Genomic DNA, 18872 nt, shown 5'->3' with positions numbered 1-18872 from the left:
GTTTCTACCTCAGTTTCAGGGTGGCAAGGCCGACCAGTACCAGAATCACGGTGATGATCCAGAAGCGGACAATCACGCGTGGCTCGGGCCAGCCCTTGAGTTCAAAGTGGTGGTGGATCGGCGCCATGCGGAACACGCGGCGCCCGGTCAATTTGAAGGAGGCCACCTGGATGACCACCGACAGGGTTTCCATCACGAACACGCCGCCCATGATGAACAACACGATTTCCTGGCGAACGATTACCGCAATGGTGCCCAGGGCCGCGCCCAGCGCCAGTGCGCCGACGTCGCCCATGAAGACTTGTGCCGGGTAGGTGTTGAACCACAGGAAACCCAGGCCGGCGCCGATCAGCGCGCCGCAGAACACAATCAACTCGCCCGCGCCCGGTACATAAGGGATCAGCAGGTACTCAGCGAATTTCACGTTACCCGACAGGTAGCAGAAGATGCCGAGCGCGCCGCCTACCATCACCGTCGGCATGATCGCCAGGCCGTCGAGGCCGTCAGTCAGGTTCACCGCGTTGCTGGAGCCGACGATCACGAAGTAGGTCAACACCACGAAGCCGATGCCCAGTGGGATGCTGGCGTCCTTGAGCATCGGGATGATCAGGGTGGTTTCCACCGCGCTTGGCGCTGTGGTGTACAGGAAGATCGCTGCGCCCAACCCAAACACCGACTGCCAGAAATACTTCCAGCGGCTTGGCAGGCCTTTCGAGTTTTTCTCGATCACTTTGCGATAGTCATCGACCCAGCCGATGGCGCCGAACAACAGGGTCACCAACAGCACAGTCCATACATAGCGGTTGTGCAGGTCGGCCCAGAGCAAGGTGCTGATGCCGATGGACGACAGGATCAGCGCGCCGCCCATGGTCGGGGTACCGGACTTGGACAGGTGCGACTGCGGGCCGTCATTGCGAACCGATTGACCAATTTGCAGGTTCTGCAGGGTGCGGATCATCCACGGCCCCAGAAACAGCGACAGAGACAGCGCGGTCAGTACACCCAGGATCCCGCGCAGGGTCAGGTACTGAAAGACCGCGAAGCCTTTGTGGAACTGTTGCAGATACTCAGCCAGCAGCAGCAGCATTAATGTTTCTCCATACTTGAGCCACACAAGGCCGCGACGACGTTTTCCATCACCGCGCTGCGCGATCCCTTGATCAAAATGGTTGTGTGTTTGTCTTGTTCTGCCGTGCCCAATGAATGGATCAGCTCGGCCTGGGTCGCGAAATGCTGCGCACCAGGGCCGAAGGCATCGACGGCATGAGCCATGTTCGGGCCGACCGCGTAAAGCGCATCGACTTTTCCAGCAGCATAAGCACCGACTTCGCGATGGGACTGCTCGGCCCATTCGCCCAATTCGGCGATATCACCCAGCACCAGTACCTTGCGACCGTCGAAACCTTTGAGCAGATCAATGGCGGCGCAGACCGAAGACTGGTTGGCGTTGTAGGTGTCGTCGATCACGCGCATGCCGTTGGTGGACAACTGCGCCACGGTGCGACCTTTGACCGGCTGCACCGCGCCCAGGCCCGTGGCGATGCCGAACAGCGACACGCCCAGCGCATGGGCGGCAGCGGCGGCGGCCAGGGAGTTGGCGACGTTGTGGTTGCCCAACAGATTCAATTGCACGTGCTCGTCACCTTGCGGGGTGTGCAAGGTGAAGGATGGGCAGCCACGGGCATCCACTGCGATGTTGGAAGCATGGAAATCTGCGGCTGCATTCAATACGGCAAACGTCAGCACCTTGCGCCCGGCGGCGCGTACACGCCAGGTCTCGAAAGCCTTGTCGTCGAGGTTCAATACGGCAGTGCCCGACGCATCGAGACCTTCAAGGATTTCACCCTTGGCTTCGACGATTTTCTCCGGGCCACCGAACTCGCCCACATGGGCCGTACCGGCGTTGTTGATGATCGCGACGTGGGGCTTGGTCAGCGCCACGGTATAAGCAATCTCGCCGACGCGCGAAGCGCCCAGTTCGATCACCGCCGCCGTGTGTTCAGGGGCCAGTTCGAGCAGGGTCAGCGGGGCGCCGAAATCATTGTTCAGGTTGCCACGGGTCGCGAGCACCGGGCCGCGCGTGCGCAGTACACCGGCGAGCAGTTCCTTGACCGTGGTCTTGCCACTGGAACCGGTAATGGCTGCAACGGGTTTATCGAAGGCAGCACGGTTAAGCGCACCCAGTTGGCCGAGGGCCAGGCGGGTGTCGGCAACCAGCAGTTGTGGCAAGGTGCAATCAGCCACTTCGCGCTGCACCAAGGCACCCACGGCACCTTTGGCGGCGACGTCGCTCAGGTAATCATGACCATCAAAACGCGGGCCGGCCAAGGCGACAAACAGTTGCCCTGGCTTGATCGCGCGGCTGTCGATACTCACGCCATCGAAGCAGCAATCGGCCGACAGCACGCGGGCCGACAGGGCCTGAGTCAGTTCGCTGAATGTCATCGCCTTAAGCATGGGCAACCTCCCACGCGGTCAAAGCGTGATCGGCCTCGACCAGATCGGAGAAGGCATGGCGCTCGCCGTTGATTTCCTGATAGTCCTCGTGACCTTTACCGGCCAGCACCACCACGTCGTCAGCACTGGCGCTGGCGATCAATTGGGCGATGGCTGCACCGCGACCAGCAACGAACGTGGCCTTGGACGCATCTTTGAAGCCTACGCGGATATCGTCGAAAATCTGGCTCGGGTCTTCACTGCGCGGGTTGTCATCGGTAACCAGCACGCCGTCAGCCAGACGCTCGACAATCTCGGCCATCAGCGGACGCTTGCCACGATCACGATCACCACCGCAACCGAACAAGCACAGCAACTTGCCCTTGGCATGAGGGCGCAGGGCTTCGAGGACTTTTTCCAAGGCGTCCGGCGTGTGGGCGTAATCAACCACCACCAGCGGCTGCGTGCCGCCACCCAGGCGCTGCATGCGACCGGCCGGGCCTTCCAGTTTCGGCAGCACCTTGAGGATTTCGTCCAAGGCGTAATCCAGGCCGAGCAACGCGCCGATAGCGGCGAGGACGTTGCTCAGGTTGAAACGACCGAGCAAGGTGCTGCGCAAGTGATGCTCGCCCTGGGGCGTTACCAACGTGGCGCGCACGCCTTCGTCATTGAACTGGGCTTCGCGGCAATACAGGTACGCGCTGGAGTCCAGCAAACTGTAAGTGATCAAACGCGATTCGCTGTCCTGGACAGCCAACTGGCGACCGAATTCGTCATCCAGGTTCACAACCCGGCACTTGAGGTCATTGCAGGCAAACAGTTTGGCCTTGGCGGCGGCGTAGGCCTCCATAGTGCCGTGATAGTCCAGGTGGTCGCGGGACAGGTTGGTCATCACCGCCACGTCAAAGGCCAGGGCGGTCACGCGGCCCTGATCCAAACCGTGGGACGAGACTTCCATCGCAACCGCCTTGGCACCGGCCTTCTTCAGGTCGGCCAGGGTCGCTTGCACGGCAATCGGGTTAGGCGTGGTGTGCAGGCCGCTTTGCAGCGCGCCATAAAAACCGCTGCCCAGCGTGCCAACGATGCCGCAGTGCTGCCCCAACAGATCAAGGGCCTGGGCGACCAATTGGGTCACGCTGGTCTTGCCGTTGGTGCCGGTCACGCCCACCAGGTTGAGGTGGCGGCTAGGATCGCCGTAAAAACGCCCGGCGATGTCGGACAGTTGCTTGGCCAAGCCCTTGACTGGAATCAGCGGCACATCCGTGATCGGCAGAACGGTGGCACCTTCAACTTCATAGGCCACGGCCGCCGCACCGCGCTGCAAGGCATCGGCAATATGTGCACGACCATCGAACTTGCCGCCCGGCACTGCCAGGAACAGGTCACCGGCACGCACATTACGGCTGTCCAGGGTCAGCTCACGAATCAGCAGATCGCGTCCGGCGTGGGCAAAAATCTTGTTCAGGCTAAGCGACATCAGCCGCGCCCTCCATTGGCTTTGACTACAGCGGCCGGTGGTCCGGCGTTCGCTTGTTGGGTCGGCGGCAGGTTGTCCGGCGTGATGTTCATCAGGCGCAGGGTCCCGGACATCACTTTGCTGAACACCGGCGCCGAGACCAGGCCACCGAAGTAACCGGCTTTGCTCGGTTCATCGATCACCACAACAATGGCGTAACGGGGGTCGCTCATCGGGCCGAAGCCGGCGAACAGCGAGCGGTAGGAGTTTTCGGCGTAGCCCTTGGTGCCCACCGACGTCTTACGCGCAGTACCGGACTTGCCGGCCACGTGATACGCCGGCACCTGGGCGCGGAATACGCCGCGCGGTGCTTCGATCACTTGTTGCAGCATGCCTTGCATGGTCTTGGCGACGTTTTCCGGGATCACCTGCGTGGCTTTCGGTGCCTCGTCGACGTGGATCAGGCTCAGCGGCACCATGCGACCGTTGTTGGCCAGCACGGAGAAGGCGTGAGCCAATTGGATCGCAGTCACCGACAGGCCGTAACCGTAGGAGAGCGTTGCGGTCTCGGCTTTTTTCCAGTCGCGATAGTTGGGCAGGTTGCCGACGCGCTCACCGGGAAAGTCCAGGCCAGTGGGTTGGCCCAGGCCGATTTTTTGCGCCAGGTGATAAATGGTTTCGCCGCCGATATCGAAGGCCACCTTACTCATGCCCACGTTACTGGAGTTGATCAGGATACCTGTCAAATCCAACACCGGACCTTCGGTGCGCGATACGTCACGAATGGTGTATTTGCCCAACTGCAATGTGCCAGGGTACACCTCGACCTTGTCGCTGGGTTTCCAGCGTCCGGTTTCCAGGGCGGCACTCATGGAGATGGCTTTCATGGTCGAACCCGGTTCGAACACGTCGATCATGGCGCGGTTGCGCATCATCGCCGGTTGCAGGTTGCGACGGTTGTTCGGGTTGTAGGTTGGCTGGTTGACCATGGCCAGGATCTCGCCGGTCTTCACGTCCATGATCACCAGGCTGCCGGCCTTGGCGCCGTTCTCGATGATCGCGTTACGCAGCTCGCGGTTGGCCAGGTATTGCAGGCGCAGGTCAATCGACAACGCCAAGGGCTTACCGGCCTTGGCGTTTTTGGTGACTTGGACATCCTTGATCAGTCTGCCGCGCCGATCCTTGATGACTTGTCGTTTGCCGGGAACCCCGGCCAGCCATTCATCGTAGGCCAACTCCACACCTTCGCGGCCATGGTCATCGATGTCGGTAAACCCGACCATATGGGCGGTGGTTTCACCGGCTGGGTAGAAACGCCGGAACTCCTCGATGCCGTAGACACCAGGGACTTTAAGGTCGAGCACCTGCTGACCCTGTTCGGGGGTCAGGCCGCGAACCAGGTAGATAAATTCTTTACTGGCCTGGGCCTCCAGGCGTTCGGACAACACTTTCGGGTCTTGGCCGAGGGCGGCGGCAAGCGCTGGCCAACGGTCCTTGGCCACTTGCAATTCCTTGGCGTTGGCCCACAGGGTGGTCACCGGTGTACTGACGGCCAAGGGCTCGCCGTTGCGGTCGGTGATCAGGCCACGATGTGCAGGAATCGGGATATGCCGCAGGCTCCGGGCATCGCCCTGGCCGATCAGGAAGTCGCGGTCGACCACCTGCAGATCGACGATCCGCCAGGCGATAGCGCCCACCATTAATGCCAGCAAGCCCAGCATCAGACGGAAGCGCCATGGGTAGAGTGCGCCTTCAAGCTTCATCATGGCGTCACCATGCGAACTTCGGCCGCGCCCGGAATGTGCATCTTCAATTGTTCGGTGGCCAGCACCTCAATGCGGCTATGGGCCGTCCAGGTGCTTTGCTCGAGGATCAACCGCCCCCACTCTGCCTGCGCTTTATCACGCACGCTCAGCTCCCCAAACAGGGTGTTGAGCAATTGGCGGTTGTAGTGCGCGCTATAGGACACCGCAATTGCGGACACCAGCACGCCGACAAACAGCAGCAACATAAAGAAGCTGCCGCCCGGCAGGGGCTTGGCAAAAAGCTTGCTCACCGCAGCTTCTCTGCAACGCGCATAACGGCGCTGCGGGAACGTGGGTTGGCCTTGAGTTCGGCTTCGGAAGCGAACTGCGCTTTGCCATGGATTTTGATTTTCGGCACAAAGGCTTCGAAACGTACCGGCAGGTTGCGCGGCAGGTTGTCGGACTCGCCCTTGACCAGACGACGCATGAACAGTTTGACGATGCGGTCTTCCAGGGAGTGGAAGCTGATCACTACCAGGCGACCGCCCACTTCCAGCGCCTCAAGGGCAGCCTCAAGGCCCGCCTCAAGGTCGCCCAATTCATTATTGACGTGAATACGCAGGCCCTGGAACGCACGGGTCGCTGGGTTCTTGCCCTTTTCCCACGCCGGGTTGGCGACCTTGAGCACTTCGGCCAGGTCGGCGGTGCGCTCGAACGGTTGGATTTCGCGGCGCTCGACCACGGCGCGAGCCATGCGACCGGCAAAGCGTTCCTCACCGTATTCCTTGAACACGCGAGCGATTTCTTCCACCGGGGCCGTGGCGATGAACTGCGCGGCGCTGACGCCACGCGTAGGGTCCATGCGCATATCGAGCGGGCCGTCATTCATGAAACTGAAGCCGCGCTCAGGGTCATCGAGCTGGGGCGAAGACACGCCCAGGTCGAGCAAAACCCCGGCCACGCTGCCCGCCATACCGCGCTCGGCGACTTCGGCACCCAGCTCGGCGAAGCTGCGCTGCACAACGACAAAGCGGCCGTCTTCGGCCGCTAGCGCTTGCCCGGTGGCAATCGCTTGGGGGTCTTTGTCGAATCCGAGGAGTTTACCGTCGGAGCCGAGCTGGCTGAGTATCAACCGGCTGTGCCCGCCCCTGCCGAAGGTGCCATCCAAATAGCAGCCATCCGCGCGTACGGCGAGAGCCTCGACAGCTTCGTCAAGCAGTACGGTGATGTGGTTAAAGCCGCTATCAATAGTCACAGGATCAAATCACGCAGTTCATCAGGCATAGCGCCCGGTTGTTGAATAGCAGCCAGGTCTGCTGCAGAAACAGCATCCCAGGCATCTTCGTCCCACAATTGGAACTTGTTCAGTTGGCCGACCAGCATTGCGCGCTTGTCCAGCTTGGCGTACTCGCGCAGACGCGGAGGCACCAGGAAACGACCGCTGCCATCGAGTTCAAGGTCGACGGCGTTACCGATCAGCAAACGCTGCAAACGGCGGTTTTCTTCACGCAATGAAGGCAAGGCACGCAGCTTGGTTTCAATCAACTCCCACTCATCGAGGGGGTAAACACATAAACAAGGGTCAACGGCATCGATCGTGATGATCAACTGTCCGGAACTTCGCGAAATCAGCTCGTCACGATACCGGCTCGGCATGGCGAGACGGCCTTTTGCATCGAGACTGATAGCGTTAGCTCCGCGAAACACAGATGCGTTTCTCCAATTTTTAGCGTTTTACGTTCAAAAAACCCACTTTGTGCCACTTTCCGCCACTTGCGCACACTATAGGAATGCGCCCACCACACCGTCAAGGCGCGGATTCAAGGAAAAGCCTTACAGAACGGAGATTTAGGAGCGTAAAAGCAGGAGAAACCAGAGTTCGACGGTGTTTTTGACCCAATAAGGGCAAATAGCTCAAAGAGCTAGGACTTAAAGTTAAAGTAATTTATTAAGAGTAAGATTTTTTTGGTATTACGAAGATGCATCTGCCAATGATTTGGCAGGGAGGGATTCTTGCGTTACTACCGGTTTTCTGCCCGAGATTCGCACAGAAGGAAATAAGGTGGAGAGTCGATCTGTAAGCCGGGTTCTGTCTTGAACAGTCATTCGTCTACGATGGCCATCACTGGACACCTTTAGCAACCTACCCGGTCCCAGCGCGGGCCACGCCTTGGGACCCTATTTGGTCTTGCTCCAAGTGGGGTTTACCTAGCCACGAACTGTTGCCAGTCGTGCGGTGCGCTCTTACCGCACCTTTTCACCCTTACCGGCACCGAAGTGCTTAGGCGGTTATTTTCTGTGGCACTTTCCGTAGGCTCACGCCTCCCAGGCATTACCTGGCACTTCGCCCTATGGAGCCCGGACTTTCCTCCCCCCCCTAATTTTCATAGAGGGCAGCGACTGTCCAATCGACTCTCCGCCGCGCAGGTTAACGGCACGGCGGCTTCAGGACAAGTATTAAAAGTGCAGCATCGCCATCACGCTCAGACGAAATACAGCTTTAGCCCTGGAACTATTCAGCTTTCTGTTTATCCAGCGCGACTTGATACAGCACGTTCTTGCGTACACCGGTAATTTCCGACGCCAGGGCCGCGGCGCGCTTGAGGGGCATTTCCTTGAGCAGCAGGTCCAGGATACGCATGGCCTCGTTGCCGACCGCATCCTCGGCCTCCGGCGCGGTCCAGCCAGCCACCAGTACGACGCACTCGCCCCGCTGCTGATTACTGTCGCCTTCTACAAATGCACGCAACTCCTCCAGCGGCAGGCCCTTGAGGGTTTCAAAGGTCTTGGTCAGCTCACGCGCCAGCAATGCCAAGCGCTCGCCACCGAAGACCAGTTCCATATCCTGCAGGCATTCCAGAATACGGTGCGGGGCTTCGTAGAAGATCAACGTCCGCGGTTCTTCCTTTACCGCCTGTAGACGCGCACGGCGCCCAACGGTCTTGGCTGGCAGGAAGCCTTCGAAAATAAAGCGGTCGGACGGCAACCCAGCAGCCGACAATGCAGCAATCAGCGCGCACGCGCCCGGAACAGGCACTACATTGATACCAGCGGCCCGCGCCTGGCGAACCAGGTGGTAGCCCGGGTCGGAGATCAGCGGCGTGCCCGCGTCGGAGATCAGTGCCACATCGTCACCGGCCAGCAGGCGGACGATAAAGCGACTGCCTTCTTCGCGTTCGTTGTGCTCGTGACAGGCCGCTAATGGCGTGCTGATACCAAAATGCTGCATCAACCGCTGGGAGTGCCGCGTATCTTCCGCCGCGATCAATTTAACCTCGCGCAACACTTTCAGCGCCCGGGCACTGATGTCGTCCAGGTTGCCAATGGGCGTCGCCACGACAAAAAGCGAGCCTGCAGTGGAATTCAAAGGACCTGGAGCAGTCAAAACGCACACCTCGATAGTTGGAAAAAGCCGCATTGTAGCGCGTAGGGGCCTCGAAAATATGCCATCACAGGCGATGCCTTTTCAGCCACTCAGCACTCATTACAACATTTGCACGACCTAAATCGACGGTTTCACGCCAGTAACATCGCGCCTGGGCCAGTGCTTGGGTACAATTCCACGCTAATTTGATCGGTATCAGGAACACTTACATGATCGCTTGCCTGCGGCTGCTCTCCGCCCTCTGCCTCGCTGCCTTACTGGCCGCTTGCGCCAGCTCGCCCTCGTCCAGCCTTGGCGACCTTCCACGGACCCCGGATGCCAGTATCGAGCAACTGCTCGAACAGGCTACTACCGCCAAGACGCCAGAAAAGGCGGCCTTGCTGCGCCTGAGCGCGGCTGACATGGCCTACCGCCAGAACAACCCTGGCCGCTCGTCGCAGATTCTTGCCCAAGTGCCCCTGGATGCCCTCAAGCCCGCCGCCCAAGTATTTGCCAGCACCCTGGCAGCTGAACTGGCGATGGCGCGCAACCAACCCAAGGCCGCGTTGACCGCCCTGAACCATCCGAGCCTGCAAAGCCTCAAGGACCTGCCCGCAGACCAGCAGATCCGCACCGACACCGTACACGCACGCGCTTATGAGGCCGATGGCCAGACCCTGGCCGCGGCGCGCGAACGTGTCGCCATGGCTCCGTTGCTGACCGGCGATGCCGCCAGCAGCAATCACGAAGCCATCTGGACCTTGATCGCAGCCCTGCCCGCCGAGCAACTGCAAGCAAGCGGCAATCCGACCCTGGACGGCTGGATCACCCTGGCGCAGTCGGTCAAAGGCGCTGGTACGCTGGAGCAACAACAGGCAGCTATCGACACCTGGCGCGCACGGAACCCGGACCACCCGGCCGCCCTGCAACTGCCAACGCCGCTGACCAAGCTCAAGGAGCTCGCCAGCCAACCCTTGACCAAAATCGCCCTGTTGTTGCCCCAGGACGGCCCCTTGGCCTCCGTGGGCAAAGCCCTGCGCGAAGGCTTCATGGCGGCCCACTACCAGGCTGAACAAGCCGGGCAGAAACCTCCGGTCATCGAGTTCTATGACAGTTCGCGCCTGACCTCTATCGACGACTTCTACGCCAAGGCCCAGGCCACCGGCGTTCAACTGGTGGTCGGCCCGCTGGAAAAGCCATTGGTCAAACAACTCAGCGCCCGCCCGCAACTGCCGATCACCACCCTGGCGCTGAACTACAGCGAGACCGATCAAGGCCCGGCACAGTTGTTCCAGTTCGGCTTGGCCGCTGAAGACGAAGCCCGCGAAGTCTCGCGTCGCGCCCGCGCCGACGGCCTGCACCGCGCTGCAGCAATGGTGCCGCGTGGCGAATGGGGCGAGCGTGTCTACAAGGCTTTCCGTCAGGATTGGGAAGCCAATGGCGGCACGGTTGTCGGTGTCGAGTATGTCGACCAGCCGGTCGCCCTCGCCCAGCAAATCGCCGACCTGTTCCAACTGCGTAAAAGCGAAGGTCGCGCCAAGAGCCTGCAAAGCGCCGTCGGCGCCGACGTAGCAGCACAACCGTCGCGTCGCCAGGACATCGAGTTCATCTTCCTGGCCGTTACCCCGCAACTGGCCCAGCAGATCAAGCCGACGCTGAACTTCCAGTACGCAGGCGATGTGCCGGTGTATGCGACATCCCACGTCTTCAGCGCCAGTGGCGACAAGAATCAGTACCTGGACATGACCAACGTGATGTTCTGCGAAACCCCTTGGCTGCTCAACACCACCGACCCGCTGCGCAACCAGGTGGCTGCGCAGTGGCCACAAGCCAATGGCAGCCTCGGCCGCCTGTATGCGATGGGCGTGGATGCCTACCGCCTGGCGCCACGCCTGGGCCAGCTCAAGGCACTGCCGGACACACGGGTTGATGGCCTCTCGGGCAACTTGGGCATCAGTGCCAACCAGCGCGTTGACCGCCAGATGCCATGGGCGAAGTTCGTCGGCGGTGAGATTCAACGCCTGCCGGACACCCCGCGCTGATGCAGCAGCGGTCCAGCGCACAGAGTGGCAAGGATGCCGAACTTCACGCGCTGAACCACTTGCAACAACAAGGTCTGCGCCTTCTGGCGCAGAACTGGTTATGTAAACGCGGCGAGCTTGATCTGGTCATGCTTGACGGCGATACAGTAGTATTCGTCGAAGTCCGCTACAGAAAACACGCACAATGGGGTGGCGCGCTCGCCAGTATCGACGGGCGCAAGCGTCAGAAGCTGATACTCGCCGCGCAGTTTTTCCTGCAAAAAGAGCATCGCTGGGCCGACTCCCCCTGCCGTTTCGACGTGGTTGCCATAGAAAGCACACCGTCTGGCAAAGCTGACCTGAACTGGCTAAAAGATGCCTTCGACAGCTGATTCGCCGGACATCTTCACCACACACTTTTGCTCTTTGCTTTGCGGGCTGCACATTCCTGTGCCAAACAGCCGCGCTACTTAAGGTCACACAGATGGACATGCAATCCCGAATTCGCCAGCTTTTCCAGGCCAGCATCGACACCAAGCAACAGGCGATGGACGTACTTGCACCGCACATCGAGCAAGCCAGTCAGGTCATGGTCAATGCCTTGCTCAACGAGGGCAAAATGCTTTCGTGCGGCAACGGCGGTTCGGCCGGTGATGCCCAGCATTTCTCGTCCGAACTGCTCAACCGCTTCGAGCGTGAGCGGCCGAGCCTGCCGGCCATCGCCTTGACCACCGATTCGTCGACGATCACCTCGATCGCCAACGACTACAGCTACAACGAAATCTTCTCCAAGCAGATCCGCGCCCTGGGCCAACCGGGTGATGTGCTGCTGGCGATTTCCACCAGCGGCAACTCGGCGAATATTATTCAAGCGATCCAGGCCGCACATGATCGCGAAATGATTGTCGTAGCATTGACCGGACGCGATGGTGGCGGCATGGCTTCGCTGCTGCTGCCCGAAGATGTGGAGATTCGCGTCCCGGCCAATGTCACCGCACGTATTCAGGAAGTCCACCTGCTGGCGATCCACTGCCTGTGCGATCTGATCGACAGCCAACTGTTTGGGAGTGAAGAATGACCGTTAACCGCCTCGGCCTCTTGGCCATTACGCTGTGCCTCGGCATCAGCGGCTGCAGCACGGCAATCACTGCAACGCGTGACACCCCTATTCAGGATGACAAGGGCACCCGCACCTTCGGTAGCAAGATTGACGATTCGTTGATCGAAACCAAGGTTGAAGTCAACGTCGCCAAAGCCGCCACGGATCTGGGCAACGGCGCGTCGCGCATCGTTGTGACCAGCTTCAACGGCGTGGTACTGCTCGCCGGCCAAACGCCGCGTGCCGACCTGAAGGCCCAGGCTGAACAGGCTGCCGCCTCGGTCCAGCGAGTCAAGAAGGTCCACAACGAACTGCAGGTCATGGACCCGATCACCCTGCTGGCCATCAGCAACGATGCGCTGCTGACCACCAAGATCAAGGCGCAGATGCTGACTGACAACGCCATCCCAGGCTCGCGCATCAAAGTCGTCACCGACAACGGGATTGTCTACCTGATGGGCCTGCTGACCCAGGCAGAAGCCACCCGTGCAGCCAACCTGGTACAGGGTGTGTCCGGCGTGCAGAAGATCGTGAAAGTGTTCGAATACATCGACTGATGTAACCGACAACCACAAAAAAGGGCGCCGTGCATTGACTGCACGGCGCCCTTTTTTCTGGCCAGCGTTTACTGGTACTGCTGGTACGGGTTGCCCTGGAACTGGTTGTTTTGTTGAGGCGCCTGCTGCTGACCGCCGTATTGCTGACCTGGGATTGGCCCAAGGTTGACCTCTACGCGACGGTTCTGGGCGCGACCGTTAACGTCGGCATTGCTGGCAATCGGGTTATCAGGGCCGGCACCACGTGCGCTCAGGTTGGCGCCGTTGACACCTTGCGACGTCAGGTAGTTGGCCACGCTCTGCGCACGACGCTGGGACAAGTCCATGTTCAGTTGGCGGCTACCGGTACTGTCGGTGTAGCCTACGATCTGGATGGTGTTCTGGTTGAACTGCTTGAGAGAGTTGGCCAGATTGTTCAGTGGCTGATAGAAGCTGCTGGAAATCGCGTCCGAGTTGGTGGCGAAGGTGATGTTGCCCGGCATGATCAGTTTGATCTGGTCGCCCTGGCGCTGAACTTCAACCCCGGTGTTGGCCATGCTCTCGCGCAGTTTCTTTTCCTGCTGGTCGGCATAGTAGCCATAACCGGCTGCGCCAGCACCCGCAACCACCGCACCGATCAGCGCGCCCTTGCCACGGTTGTTATGGTCGATGGCGGCACCGGCCAATGCACCGGCCAGGGCACCGAGGCCGCCGTACTTGGCGGTTTTGCTCATACCGCTGGATTCATTATTCGCCTGTCCCTGGCTGCTGCCGTCATAAGGATTAGGTGAAGCGCAGCCGGACAACAGGGCTACGGCGGTAGCGACAACAAGCAGACGACGCGGAGTGAACATGAAGGGAGCTCCTACTTTTGCATTCTGTGGTGCACAGGACATTGGCAATGGACCTGGGCCCAGTTTAGAACGCGACAAACGGCAAAAATTCCATCGTCGCCCGCGCAGCTGTAACAAAAGGTGGCCAGCATTACCGCTATAGAAACCGTAGCAGACACCGGCTGAACGCGACCTGCGTTTTTCTACAACGGGCTGACAACGCCTGCTTTAAGCCCGCACAAACGGGTTCTCGCGCATCTCATCCCCCAACCGCGTGTCAGGCCCGTGACCCGCCACCACCGTCGCGCCCTCGTCGAGCGTATACAGCCGCTGCTTGATCGAACGTACGATCGTGGCCTGGTCGCCGCCCCACAAATCGGTACGCCCCACACCACGCCGGAACAATGTGTCCCCGGCAATCAGCAACCTGGCATCGGCAAACCAGAAGCTCATCGATCCCGGCGTGTGACCCGGCGTATGCAACGCCACGCCGCAGCCGCACGCCAATTCTTCGTCATCTTCCAGCCAGCGGTCCGGCGAAGGTACTGGCGTATAGGGCACGCGAAACATCTGGCACTGCATTTCCAGGTTATCCCAGAGGAACTGGTCTTCCTTGTGCAGGTGCAAGGTCGCGCCAGTCTTCTCTTTCAACTGGCCTGATGCCAGGAAGTGATCGAGATGGGCATGGGTATGGATGATGCTCACCACCTTCAAGCCCAACGCTTCAAGGCGTGCCAGGATCAGTTCATGGTTGCCGCCCGGGTCGACTACGATGGCTTTTTTGGTGAGAGGGTCGCCGATGATGGTGCAGTTGCATTGCAGGGGGCCGACGGGGAAGGTTTCGCGGATGAGCGCAGGTGTTGTAGGTTCCAAGGGCTGTCCTCTGATGCAAATCAAATAGCGCTGAAGTCAATGCACCATTAAAACAGAAGGGGGGCGCTTCGCGCTCCAGCGCGGGCAAACTCGCTCGCCACAACAAGCTCGCCGACCGCACATCGTCAATCGCTAACCGATCAACCTTAACTCCTGCGCCCTCGCTACAGCCTGGGTACGCCGCTCCACGCCGAGCTTGCTGTTGATATGGCTGGCATGGGTCTTGACCGTATGCAGGGAGATAAACAACCGGTTGCTGATTTCCTGGTTGGAGCAACCTTGGGCGATCAGTTGCAGGACCGCCAGCTCGCGCACGCTCAGGGTTTCGTGGGTAGACGAGATTTCGACTGCCGCAACCGCCGGCAGCTGCGTCAGCAAATTTTGATTCAACAGGCCGTGGGGGTCTTTGCCCAGTTGCTCGCGCATCCAGTCCGGGTAGCCTTCCAGCAAGCGCTGGAACGGTTGCAACGCCCCTCCGGCACCCGCCTCAAGGGCGCGGGCCAATACCACTCGCGCCTTGGCATCCTGGCCACTGTCCAGCAGCAACTGCGCCTGCTGGGTAAGCGCCATCAGGGCAATCATCTGGCGCCCACTGTCATGGGCATGCTGCACCAGCCCTTCGAGTCGTTGCAATGCCGCATCGGGCTGATGACGGATGGCATCGAGGGCCGCCTGTTGCAGCCCGATATGTTGCGGCAGGTGGGGGTGGAATTCCGGTGCGGCCGCAGCATGCTCGCCGTTATAGGTCTGGCCCAACCGGGTCAGCCAGGCATCGGCCAGGTCGGTGCGGCCCTGGGCCAGCCACAGCTCGCATTTGATCAGGGTGATCATCGCCAGGTAGTAGATCGGCGGCACGTCCCAGATATGCATCAAGCGTTCGGCCTCGGCGAGTTCGGCGAACGCCCGGGGGAAGTCATTGCGCCGCCCTTCAAAGTTGGCGATCACGCAATGGCCTATCAGCACGCTGATGTCGCGGCAGGCACGGGCTTCGGCCAGGCCTGCACGCAGGAGGGCCATTCCGCTTTCAGCCTGGTTACGCACGATCAGCAAATAGCCCTCGTAGAGCGACAACCGCGCACGTACCGCGTACAAGCGCTGCGGCGCCAGGCCGTGCAAACGTTGCAGGCCCTGGCGCACTTCATCGAGGGCGCGCAGGATTTCACCGCGCGCCTGCAAGACCCGCGCTCGATCGTAATGGGCCAGGGCCTCGAACAGCGGGTTGCCGACACGCTGCGCCAGCTCCAGGGATTCGCGGTTCAGGCCACGGGCGCGCCACAGATCGCCATCGGCAATGGCCAGGTTGGACAGGGTCGACAGGCACACCAGCCGCTGGCCGTAGCGCCGTTGCGGCAGGCTTTCCAACGCCTCGCTGCAATAGCGCTGGGTCAACTCTCGATCGCCCCGGCCCCGGGCGATAATCCCGCTCAGCGCCAGCCATTGGGCCAGCATCGACTTTTGCGCCGTGGCCGACGGGGCGGGTAGAAAGCGACTGAGGTAGCCGGATAATTCTTCTGCGGCATCCAACTGGCAGGCCAGCCCCAATGCCCAGCTGTACAGCACGATCAGACGCGGCGTGCTGATCAGCAGGCTGTCGGGCAAGTCCATTTTCCAACGCAGCAGCATGCCGACATTCTGCTCGGCCAGCAGTTGCTCCTCGGACAGGTTCTGCACCAGGTTGGCCGCCACGTCGAGATGGCCGGCACGTAACGCCTGCTCCACCGCCTCATCAATCAAGCCTTGGGCATTGAACCAACGGCACGCGCGCAGGTGCAGACTGGCGGCCGGCAATACGTTGCTGCTCGCACGTCGGGTACGCAGCAGATCGGAGAACAAGTGATGATAGCGGTACCAATGCCCCTGCTCGTCGAGGGGCACCAGGAACACTTGATGCGATTGCAGGTAACGCAGGATCTCGGCGCTGTCATGGGCTTCGCGCACGGCGTCGCATAACGCGCTGCAAAAACGCTCCTGGGGCGCAGTATCGAACAGGAATGCCTGCACTTCAGGTGGCAGGCAGTCGATCACTTCTTCCAGCAGATAGTCGCGGATCAACCCTTCCCCGCCATGCAGGCTTTGGGGCAAGGCGCCTTCGTTGCCGGCTTCGGAGGCGGCCAGCAACCAGAATCGCAGCCCGGCGACCCAACCTTCGCTACGCCGGATCAGGTTATCGAGGGCCTCGCCCTTCAACGAACTGCTGTGGCGGTCCAGCACCGCCAGGGATTCGGCATGAGTCAGGCGCAGGTCTTGCTCGTGCAGTTCCAGCAAATGCCGCGACAGGCGCAAGCGCGCCAGGTGCCAGTCCGGGCGCTGGCGACTGGTCACCAGCACCAGCAAGCCATCGGGCAAATGGTTGAGGAAAAACTGCAGGCAGCGGTCCAGTACCGGGCCTTGGGCCAGGTGGTAGTCATCCAGCACCAGCAACAGCGGCGCACGGGTGGACAAGTGAACCGTCAGTTCGTCGAGCAGGCCGTCGAGCCATTCTTCAAAAGCAAACGGCTGGTGGCGCTGGCGCATTTTCAGCAGGCCCAGGGACTGTGCGCCGAGTTGCGGGAAGTAGTGCTGCAAGCCTTCGAGCAGGCGCTCCAGAAAACGGCCCGGGTCGTTGTCTCGCGGGCTCAGGCCCAGCCACAGGCTTTGCCAGTGGGCCGGCAGGCTCTGGCAGAATTCCACCGCCAACGAACTCTTGCCGAACCCCGCCGGTGCGCTGACCAGCAGCAACCGCCCCTCGAGGCCGGCGCTCAGCCGTTCACACAGGCGGGGGCGCAGCACGTAGCCGTCAGGCAGCGGTGGCCTGTAGAAGCGACCTTCCAGGGTCGGAATGACCGCACTGGCAGGCCCTTGGATTCGGGACAGATCAGTCATCGCCGGGCTCTTGTAGAAGGCTGTTGTCGGCATTGCAGATGCCCGCAGACTAGCGGTAAAAGCAGCAGGTTTGTAGATCTTTGCAACATTTGCCTGAAAAAGAACTGCGACAAGAAATATCGCGGCAAACAAAAAGTGGGAGGGGGCTTGCTCCCGATGGCGGTGGATCAGTCAATGCCTAGGCTGACTGTCACATCGCTATCGGGGGCAAGCCCCCTCCCACATTTGGGTACGGCTGCAGGTTAGCGAACACCATCCTGGCGCAGGGCTGCTGGGGTGAAGTCGCTGGTGGTGGCGGTGAAGCCGAAGTCATACGCCTGCTTCTCTTCGTTCTTCATGCCCAGGGCCAGGTAGCGGCCGGACTGCAGGTCGTAGAGGGTTTCCAGGGCGTACCACGGCACTTGCTTGTCGTAGTAGTTCTCGGCATGGGCTTCGGCGACGCGCCACAGCTGGCCACGACCGTCGTAGTGATCGATCACCGCGGCTTGCCAGGTGTCTTCGTCGATGAAGAAGTCACGCTTGGCGTAGATGTGACGCTGGCCTTCCTTCAAGGTGGCGACCACGTGCCAGACGCGACGCAGCTCGTAGCGCGTCAGGTCTTGGTTGATGTGGCCGGCCTTGATGATGTCGGCGTACTTGAGCTTCGGATCGTCGATCTTGTAGCTGTTGGAGGCGATGTAGATTTCCTTCTTGCCTTCCAGTTTCCAGTCGTAGCGATCCGGCGCACCGTTGTACATGTCGAGGTTGTCGGAGGTACGCAGGCCGTCGGCGGCAGTACCCGGCCCGTCATAGGACACTTGCGGCGCCCGGCGCACACGGCGCTGACCGGCGTTGTAGACCCATGCCGAACGCGGTTCCTTCACTTGGTCCAGGGTTTCGTGCACCAGCAGTACACCACCGGCCAGACGTGCCGGCGCGGTCACTTGCTGCTTGAAGTAGAACAGCACGTTGCCTGGGTTTTTCGGGTCGAAGTCCTTCATCTTGTCGCGGAACACGAACTGGTCGCGGAAGTACACCAGGCTGTAGGAACCGTTGGTTTGCGGCGTGGCCTGGGTCACCAGGCGAGTCACGCTGCCACCCCGGTAACGGGTGATGTGGTTCCAGATGACTTCCACACCGGTTTTCGGGATCGGGAACGGCACGGCCGTTTCAAAGTTCTCCAGGCCGTTGCCGCCGGACACCAGGTTGGTAGTGGTGGCGTTTTTCTTGATGGAGGCAAACACCTCGGCCGGCACGGTAGCGCCGCGATGGGTCGGGTAGACCGGCATCTTGAAGGTTTCCGGGTAACGCTTGAACATCGCGTACTGCCCCGGCGCCAGCTTGTCTTTGTACTGCTCGACGTTTTGCGCGGTGATCGTGAATTGCGGCTGCTCGCTGGCGTACGGGTTGGCGAGGAAACCTTTGGCATCCACTGCACCGGCATTGGTCGGCATCGGTGACCATTTCGGGATGGTGCCCGCGGCGTTACCGGCCATTTCAGCGCCCATCGGGGTCAGGGAGGTGCCCAGCTTGGCGGCTTCATCCGCCGACACTGCCGCCATGACGTTGCTCGCCAGGATCGACAGCCCAAGCACACCTACGTGCAACAGACTTTTGGTTATTTTCATGTTCTGGTTCTTCCTGAAATACATGCAACCTGGAAAAAGT

At 60.6% G+C, this 18872-nt stretch carries 16 protein-coding genes and 1 other RNA gene; 4 read left to right on the top strand and 13 right to left on the bottom strand.

Annotated elements, in window-relative coordinates:
• Positions 1–4: 4 nt before the first annotated feature.
• The 9 genes from mraY to rsmI form a co-directional block, all read right to left on the bottom strand.
• Complete coding sequence (gene mraY / locus PspS35_RS05415; protein WP_078740796.1) at positions 5–1087, bottom strand: phospho-N-acetylmuramoyl-pentapeptide-transferase; 1083 nt, start codon at positions 1085–1087, stop codon at positions 5–7.
• Positions 1087–2457 (bottom strand): UDP-N-acetylmuramoyl-tripeptide--D-alanyl-D-alanine ligase, encoded by a 1371-nt coding sequence (gene murF, locus PspS35_RS05410; RefSeq protein WP_159933061.1) that lies wholly within the window; start codon positions 2455–2457, stop codon positions 1087–1089. Before murF ends, mraY begins: the two co-directional genes overlap by 1 nt.
• Positions 2450–3913: a UDP-N-acetylmuramoyl-L-alanyl-D-glutamate--2,6-diaminopimelate ligase gene (locus PspS35_RS05405; protein WP_159933060.1), complete on the bottom strand. Its 1464-nt coding sequence runs from the start codon at positions 3911–3913 to the stop codon at positions 2450–2452. The genes murF and PspS35_RS05405 overlap by 8 nt, the downstream gene beginning before the upstream one ends.
• On the bottom strand, positions 3913–5655 hold the full coding sequence (locus PspS35_RS05400; protein ID WP_174244859.1) for a penicillin-binding protein 2: 1743 nt from the start codon (positions 5653–5655) through the stop codon (positions 3913–3915). The genes PspS35_RS05405 and PspS35_RS05400 overlap by 1 nt, the downstream gene beginning before the upstream one ends.
• Complete coding sequence (gene ftsL / locus PspS35_RS05395) at positions 5655–5948, bottom strand: cell division protein FtsL (protein WP_159933058.1); 294 nt, start codon at positions 5946–5948, stop codon at positions 5655–5657. The genes PspS35_RS05400 and ftsL overlap by 1 nt, the downstream gene beginning before the upstream one ends.
• Complete coding sequence (gene rsmH / locus PspS35_RS05390; RefSeq protein ID WP_159937984.1) at positions 5945–6886, bottom strand: 16S rRNA (cytosine(1402)-N(4))-methyltransferase RsmH; 942 nt, start codon at positions 6884–6886, stop codon at positions 5945–5947. The genes ftsL and rsmH overlap by 4 nt, the downstream gene beginning before the upstream one ends.
• Before the next feature lie 2 nt (positions 6887–6888).
• Positions 6889–7344 carry a division/cell wall cluster transcriptional repressor MraZ gene (mraZ, locus tag PspS35_RS05385; RefSeq protein ID WP_003171868.1) on the bottom strand — a complete coding sequence of 152 codons (456 nt, stop codon included), beginning with the start codon at positions 7342–7344 and terminating at the stop codon, positions 6889–6891.
• A gap of 355 nt (positions 7345–7699) precedes the next feature.
• Positions 7700–8053: RNase P RNA component class A (rnpB, locus tag PspS35_RS05380), an RNA gene on the bottom strand.
• A 96-nt stretch (positions 8054–8149) separates the two neighbouring features.
• A complete protein-coding gene (gene rsmI, locus PspS35_RS05375) occupies positions 8150–9055 on the bottom strand; it encodes a 16S rRNA (cytidine(1402)-2'-O)-methyltransferase (protein WP_174244786.1) in 906 nt (301 codons plus the stop codon).
• 176 nt (positions 9056–9231) lie between these two features.
• On the opposite strand from rsmI, the gene PspS35_RS05370 reads away from it, so the two are divergent.
• The 4 genes from PspS35_RS05370 (at position 9232) to PspS35_RS05355 (ending at position 12678) form a co-directional block, all read left to right on the top strand.
• Complete coding sequence (locus PspS35_RS05370; protein ID WP_159933056.1) at positions 9232–11043, top strand: penicillin-binding protein activator; 1812 nt, start codon at positions 9232–9234, stop codon at positions 11041–11043.
• On the top strand, positions 11043–11414 hold the full coding sequence (locus PspS35_RS05365) for a YraN family protein (RefSeq protein WP_159933055.1): 372 nt from the start codon (positions 11043–11045) through the stop codon (positions 11412–11414). Before PspS35_RS05370 ends, PspS35_RS05365 begins: the two co-directional genes overlap by 1 nt.
• A gap of 92 nt (positions 11415–11506) precedes the next feature.
• On the top strand, positions 11507–12100 hold the full coding sequence (locus tag PspS35_RS05360) for a phosphoheptose isomerase (protein WP_007904374.1): 594 nt from the start codon (positions 11507–11509) through the stop codon (positions 12098–12100).
• Positions 12097–12678 carry a BON domain-containing protein gene (locus tag PspS35_RS05355; RefSeq protein WP_159933054.1) on the top strand — a complete coding sequence of 194 codons (582 nt, stop codon included), beginning with the start codon at positions 12097–12099 and terminating at the stop codon, positions 12676–12678. Before PspS35_RS05360 ends, PspS35_RS05355 begins: the two co-directional genes overlap by 4 nt.
• Before the next feature lie 68 nt (positions 12679–12746).
• Here the strand turns inward: PspS35_RS05355 and PspS35_RS05350 are convergent, their stop codons facing one another.
• The 4 genes from PspS35_RS05350 to PspS35_RS05335 all read right to left on the bottom strand — a co-directional run bounded on the left by PspS35_RS05350 (position 12747) and on the right by PspS35_RS05335 (position 18832).
• Positions 12747–13511, bottom strand: coding sequence for an OmpA family protein (locus tag PspS35_RS05350; RefSeq protein ID WP_099584907.1), 765 nt, complete (start codon positions 13509–13511; stop codon positions 12747–12749).
• 207 nt (positions 13512–13718) lie between these two features.
• Positions 13719–14363, bottom strand: coding sequence for an MBL fold metallo-hydrolase (locus PspS35_RS05345; RefSeq protein WP_159933053.1), 645 nt, complete (start codon positions 14361–14363; stop codon positions 13719–13721).
• A gap of 132 nt (positions 14364–14495) precedes the next feature.
• Complete coding sequence (locus PspS35_RS05340) at positions 14496–17225, bottom strand: LuxR C-terminal-related transcriptional regulator (RefSeq protein ID WP_159933052.1); 2730 nt, start codon at positions 17223–17225, stop codon at positions 14496–14498.
• 242 nt (positions 17226–17467) lie between these two features.
• Positions 17468–18832, bottom strand: coding sequence for a DUF1329 domain-containing protein (locus PspS35_RS05335; protein ID WP_122307400.1), 1365 nt, complete (start codon positions 18830–18832; stop codon positions 17468–17470).
• Positions 18833–18872 lie beyond the last annotated feature (40 nt).

Source organism: Pseudomonas sp. S35, from assembly GCF_009866765.1.
Taxonomy (GTDB): Bacteria; Pseudomonadota; Gammaproteobacteria; order Pseudomonadales; family Pseudomonadaceae; genus Aquipseudomonas.
The sequence above is the reverse complement of the archived record's forward strand: the minus strand, read 5'-3'. Positions and strand labels throughout refer to the sequence as shown.

Bases quoted from the DNA above. Each gene is read 5' to 3' on its own strand.
- PspS35_RS05335 (WP_122307400.1), bottom strand. From the start codon at position 18,832: ATGAAAATAACCAAAAGTCTGTTGCACGTAGGTGTGCTTGGGCTGTCG.
- murF (WP_159933061.1), bottom strand. From the start codon at position 2,457: ATGCTTAAGGCGATGACATTCAGCGAACTGACTCAGGCCCTGTCGGCC.
- PspS35_RS05370 (WP_159933056.1), top strand. From the start codon at position 9,232: ATGATCGCTTGCCTGCGGCTGCTCTCCGCCCTCTGCCTCGCTGCCTTA.
- mraY (WP_078740796.1), bottom strand. From the start codon at position 1,087: ATGCTGCTGCTGCTGGCTGAGTATCTGCAACAGTTCCACAAAGGCTTC.
- rsmI (WP_174244786.1), bottom strand. From the start codon at position 9,055: ATGCGGCTTTTTCCAACTATCGAGGTGTGCGTTTTGACTGCTCCAGGT.
- PspS35_RS05355 (WP_159933054.1), top strand. From the start codon at position 12,097: ATGACCGTTAACCGCCTCGGCCTCTTGGCCATTACGCTGTGCCTCGGC.
- PspS35_RS05340 (WP_159933052.1), bottom strand. From the start codon at position 17,225: ATGACTGATCTGTCCCGAATCCAAGGGCCTGCCAGTGCGGTCATTCCG.
- PspS35_RS05400 (WP_174244859.1), bottom strand. From the start codon at position 5,655: ATGAAGCTTGAAGGCGCACTCTACCCATGGCGCTTCCGTCTGATGCTG.
- PspS35_RS05365 (WP_159933055.1), top strand. From the start codon at position 11,043: ATGCAGCAGCGGTCCAGCGCACAGAGTGGCAAGGATGCCGAACTTCAC.
- PspS35_RS05405 (WP_159933060.1), bottom strand. From the start codon at position 3,913: ATGTCGCTTAGCCTGAACAAGATTTTTGCCCACGCCGGACGCGATCTG.
- PspS35_RS05350 (WP_099584907.1), bottom strand. From the start codon at position 13,511: ATGTTCACTCCGCGTCGTCTGCTTGTTGTCGCTACCGCCGTAGCCCTG.
- PspS35_RS05360 (WP_007904374.1), top strand. From the start codon at position 11,507: ATGGACATGCAATCCCGAATTCGCCAGCTTTTCCAGGCCAGCATCGAC.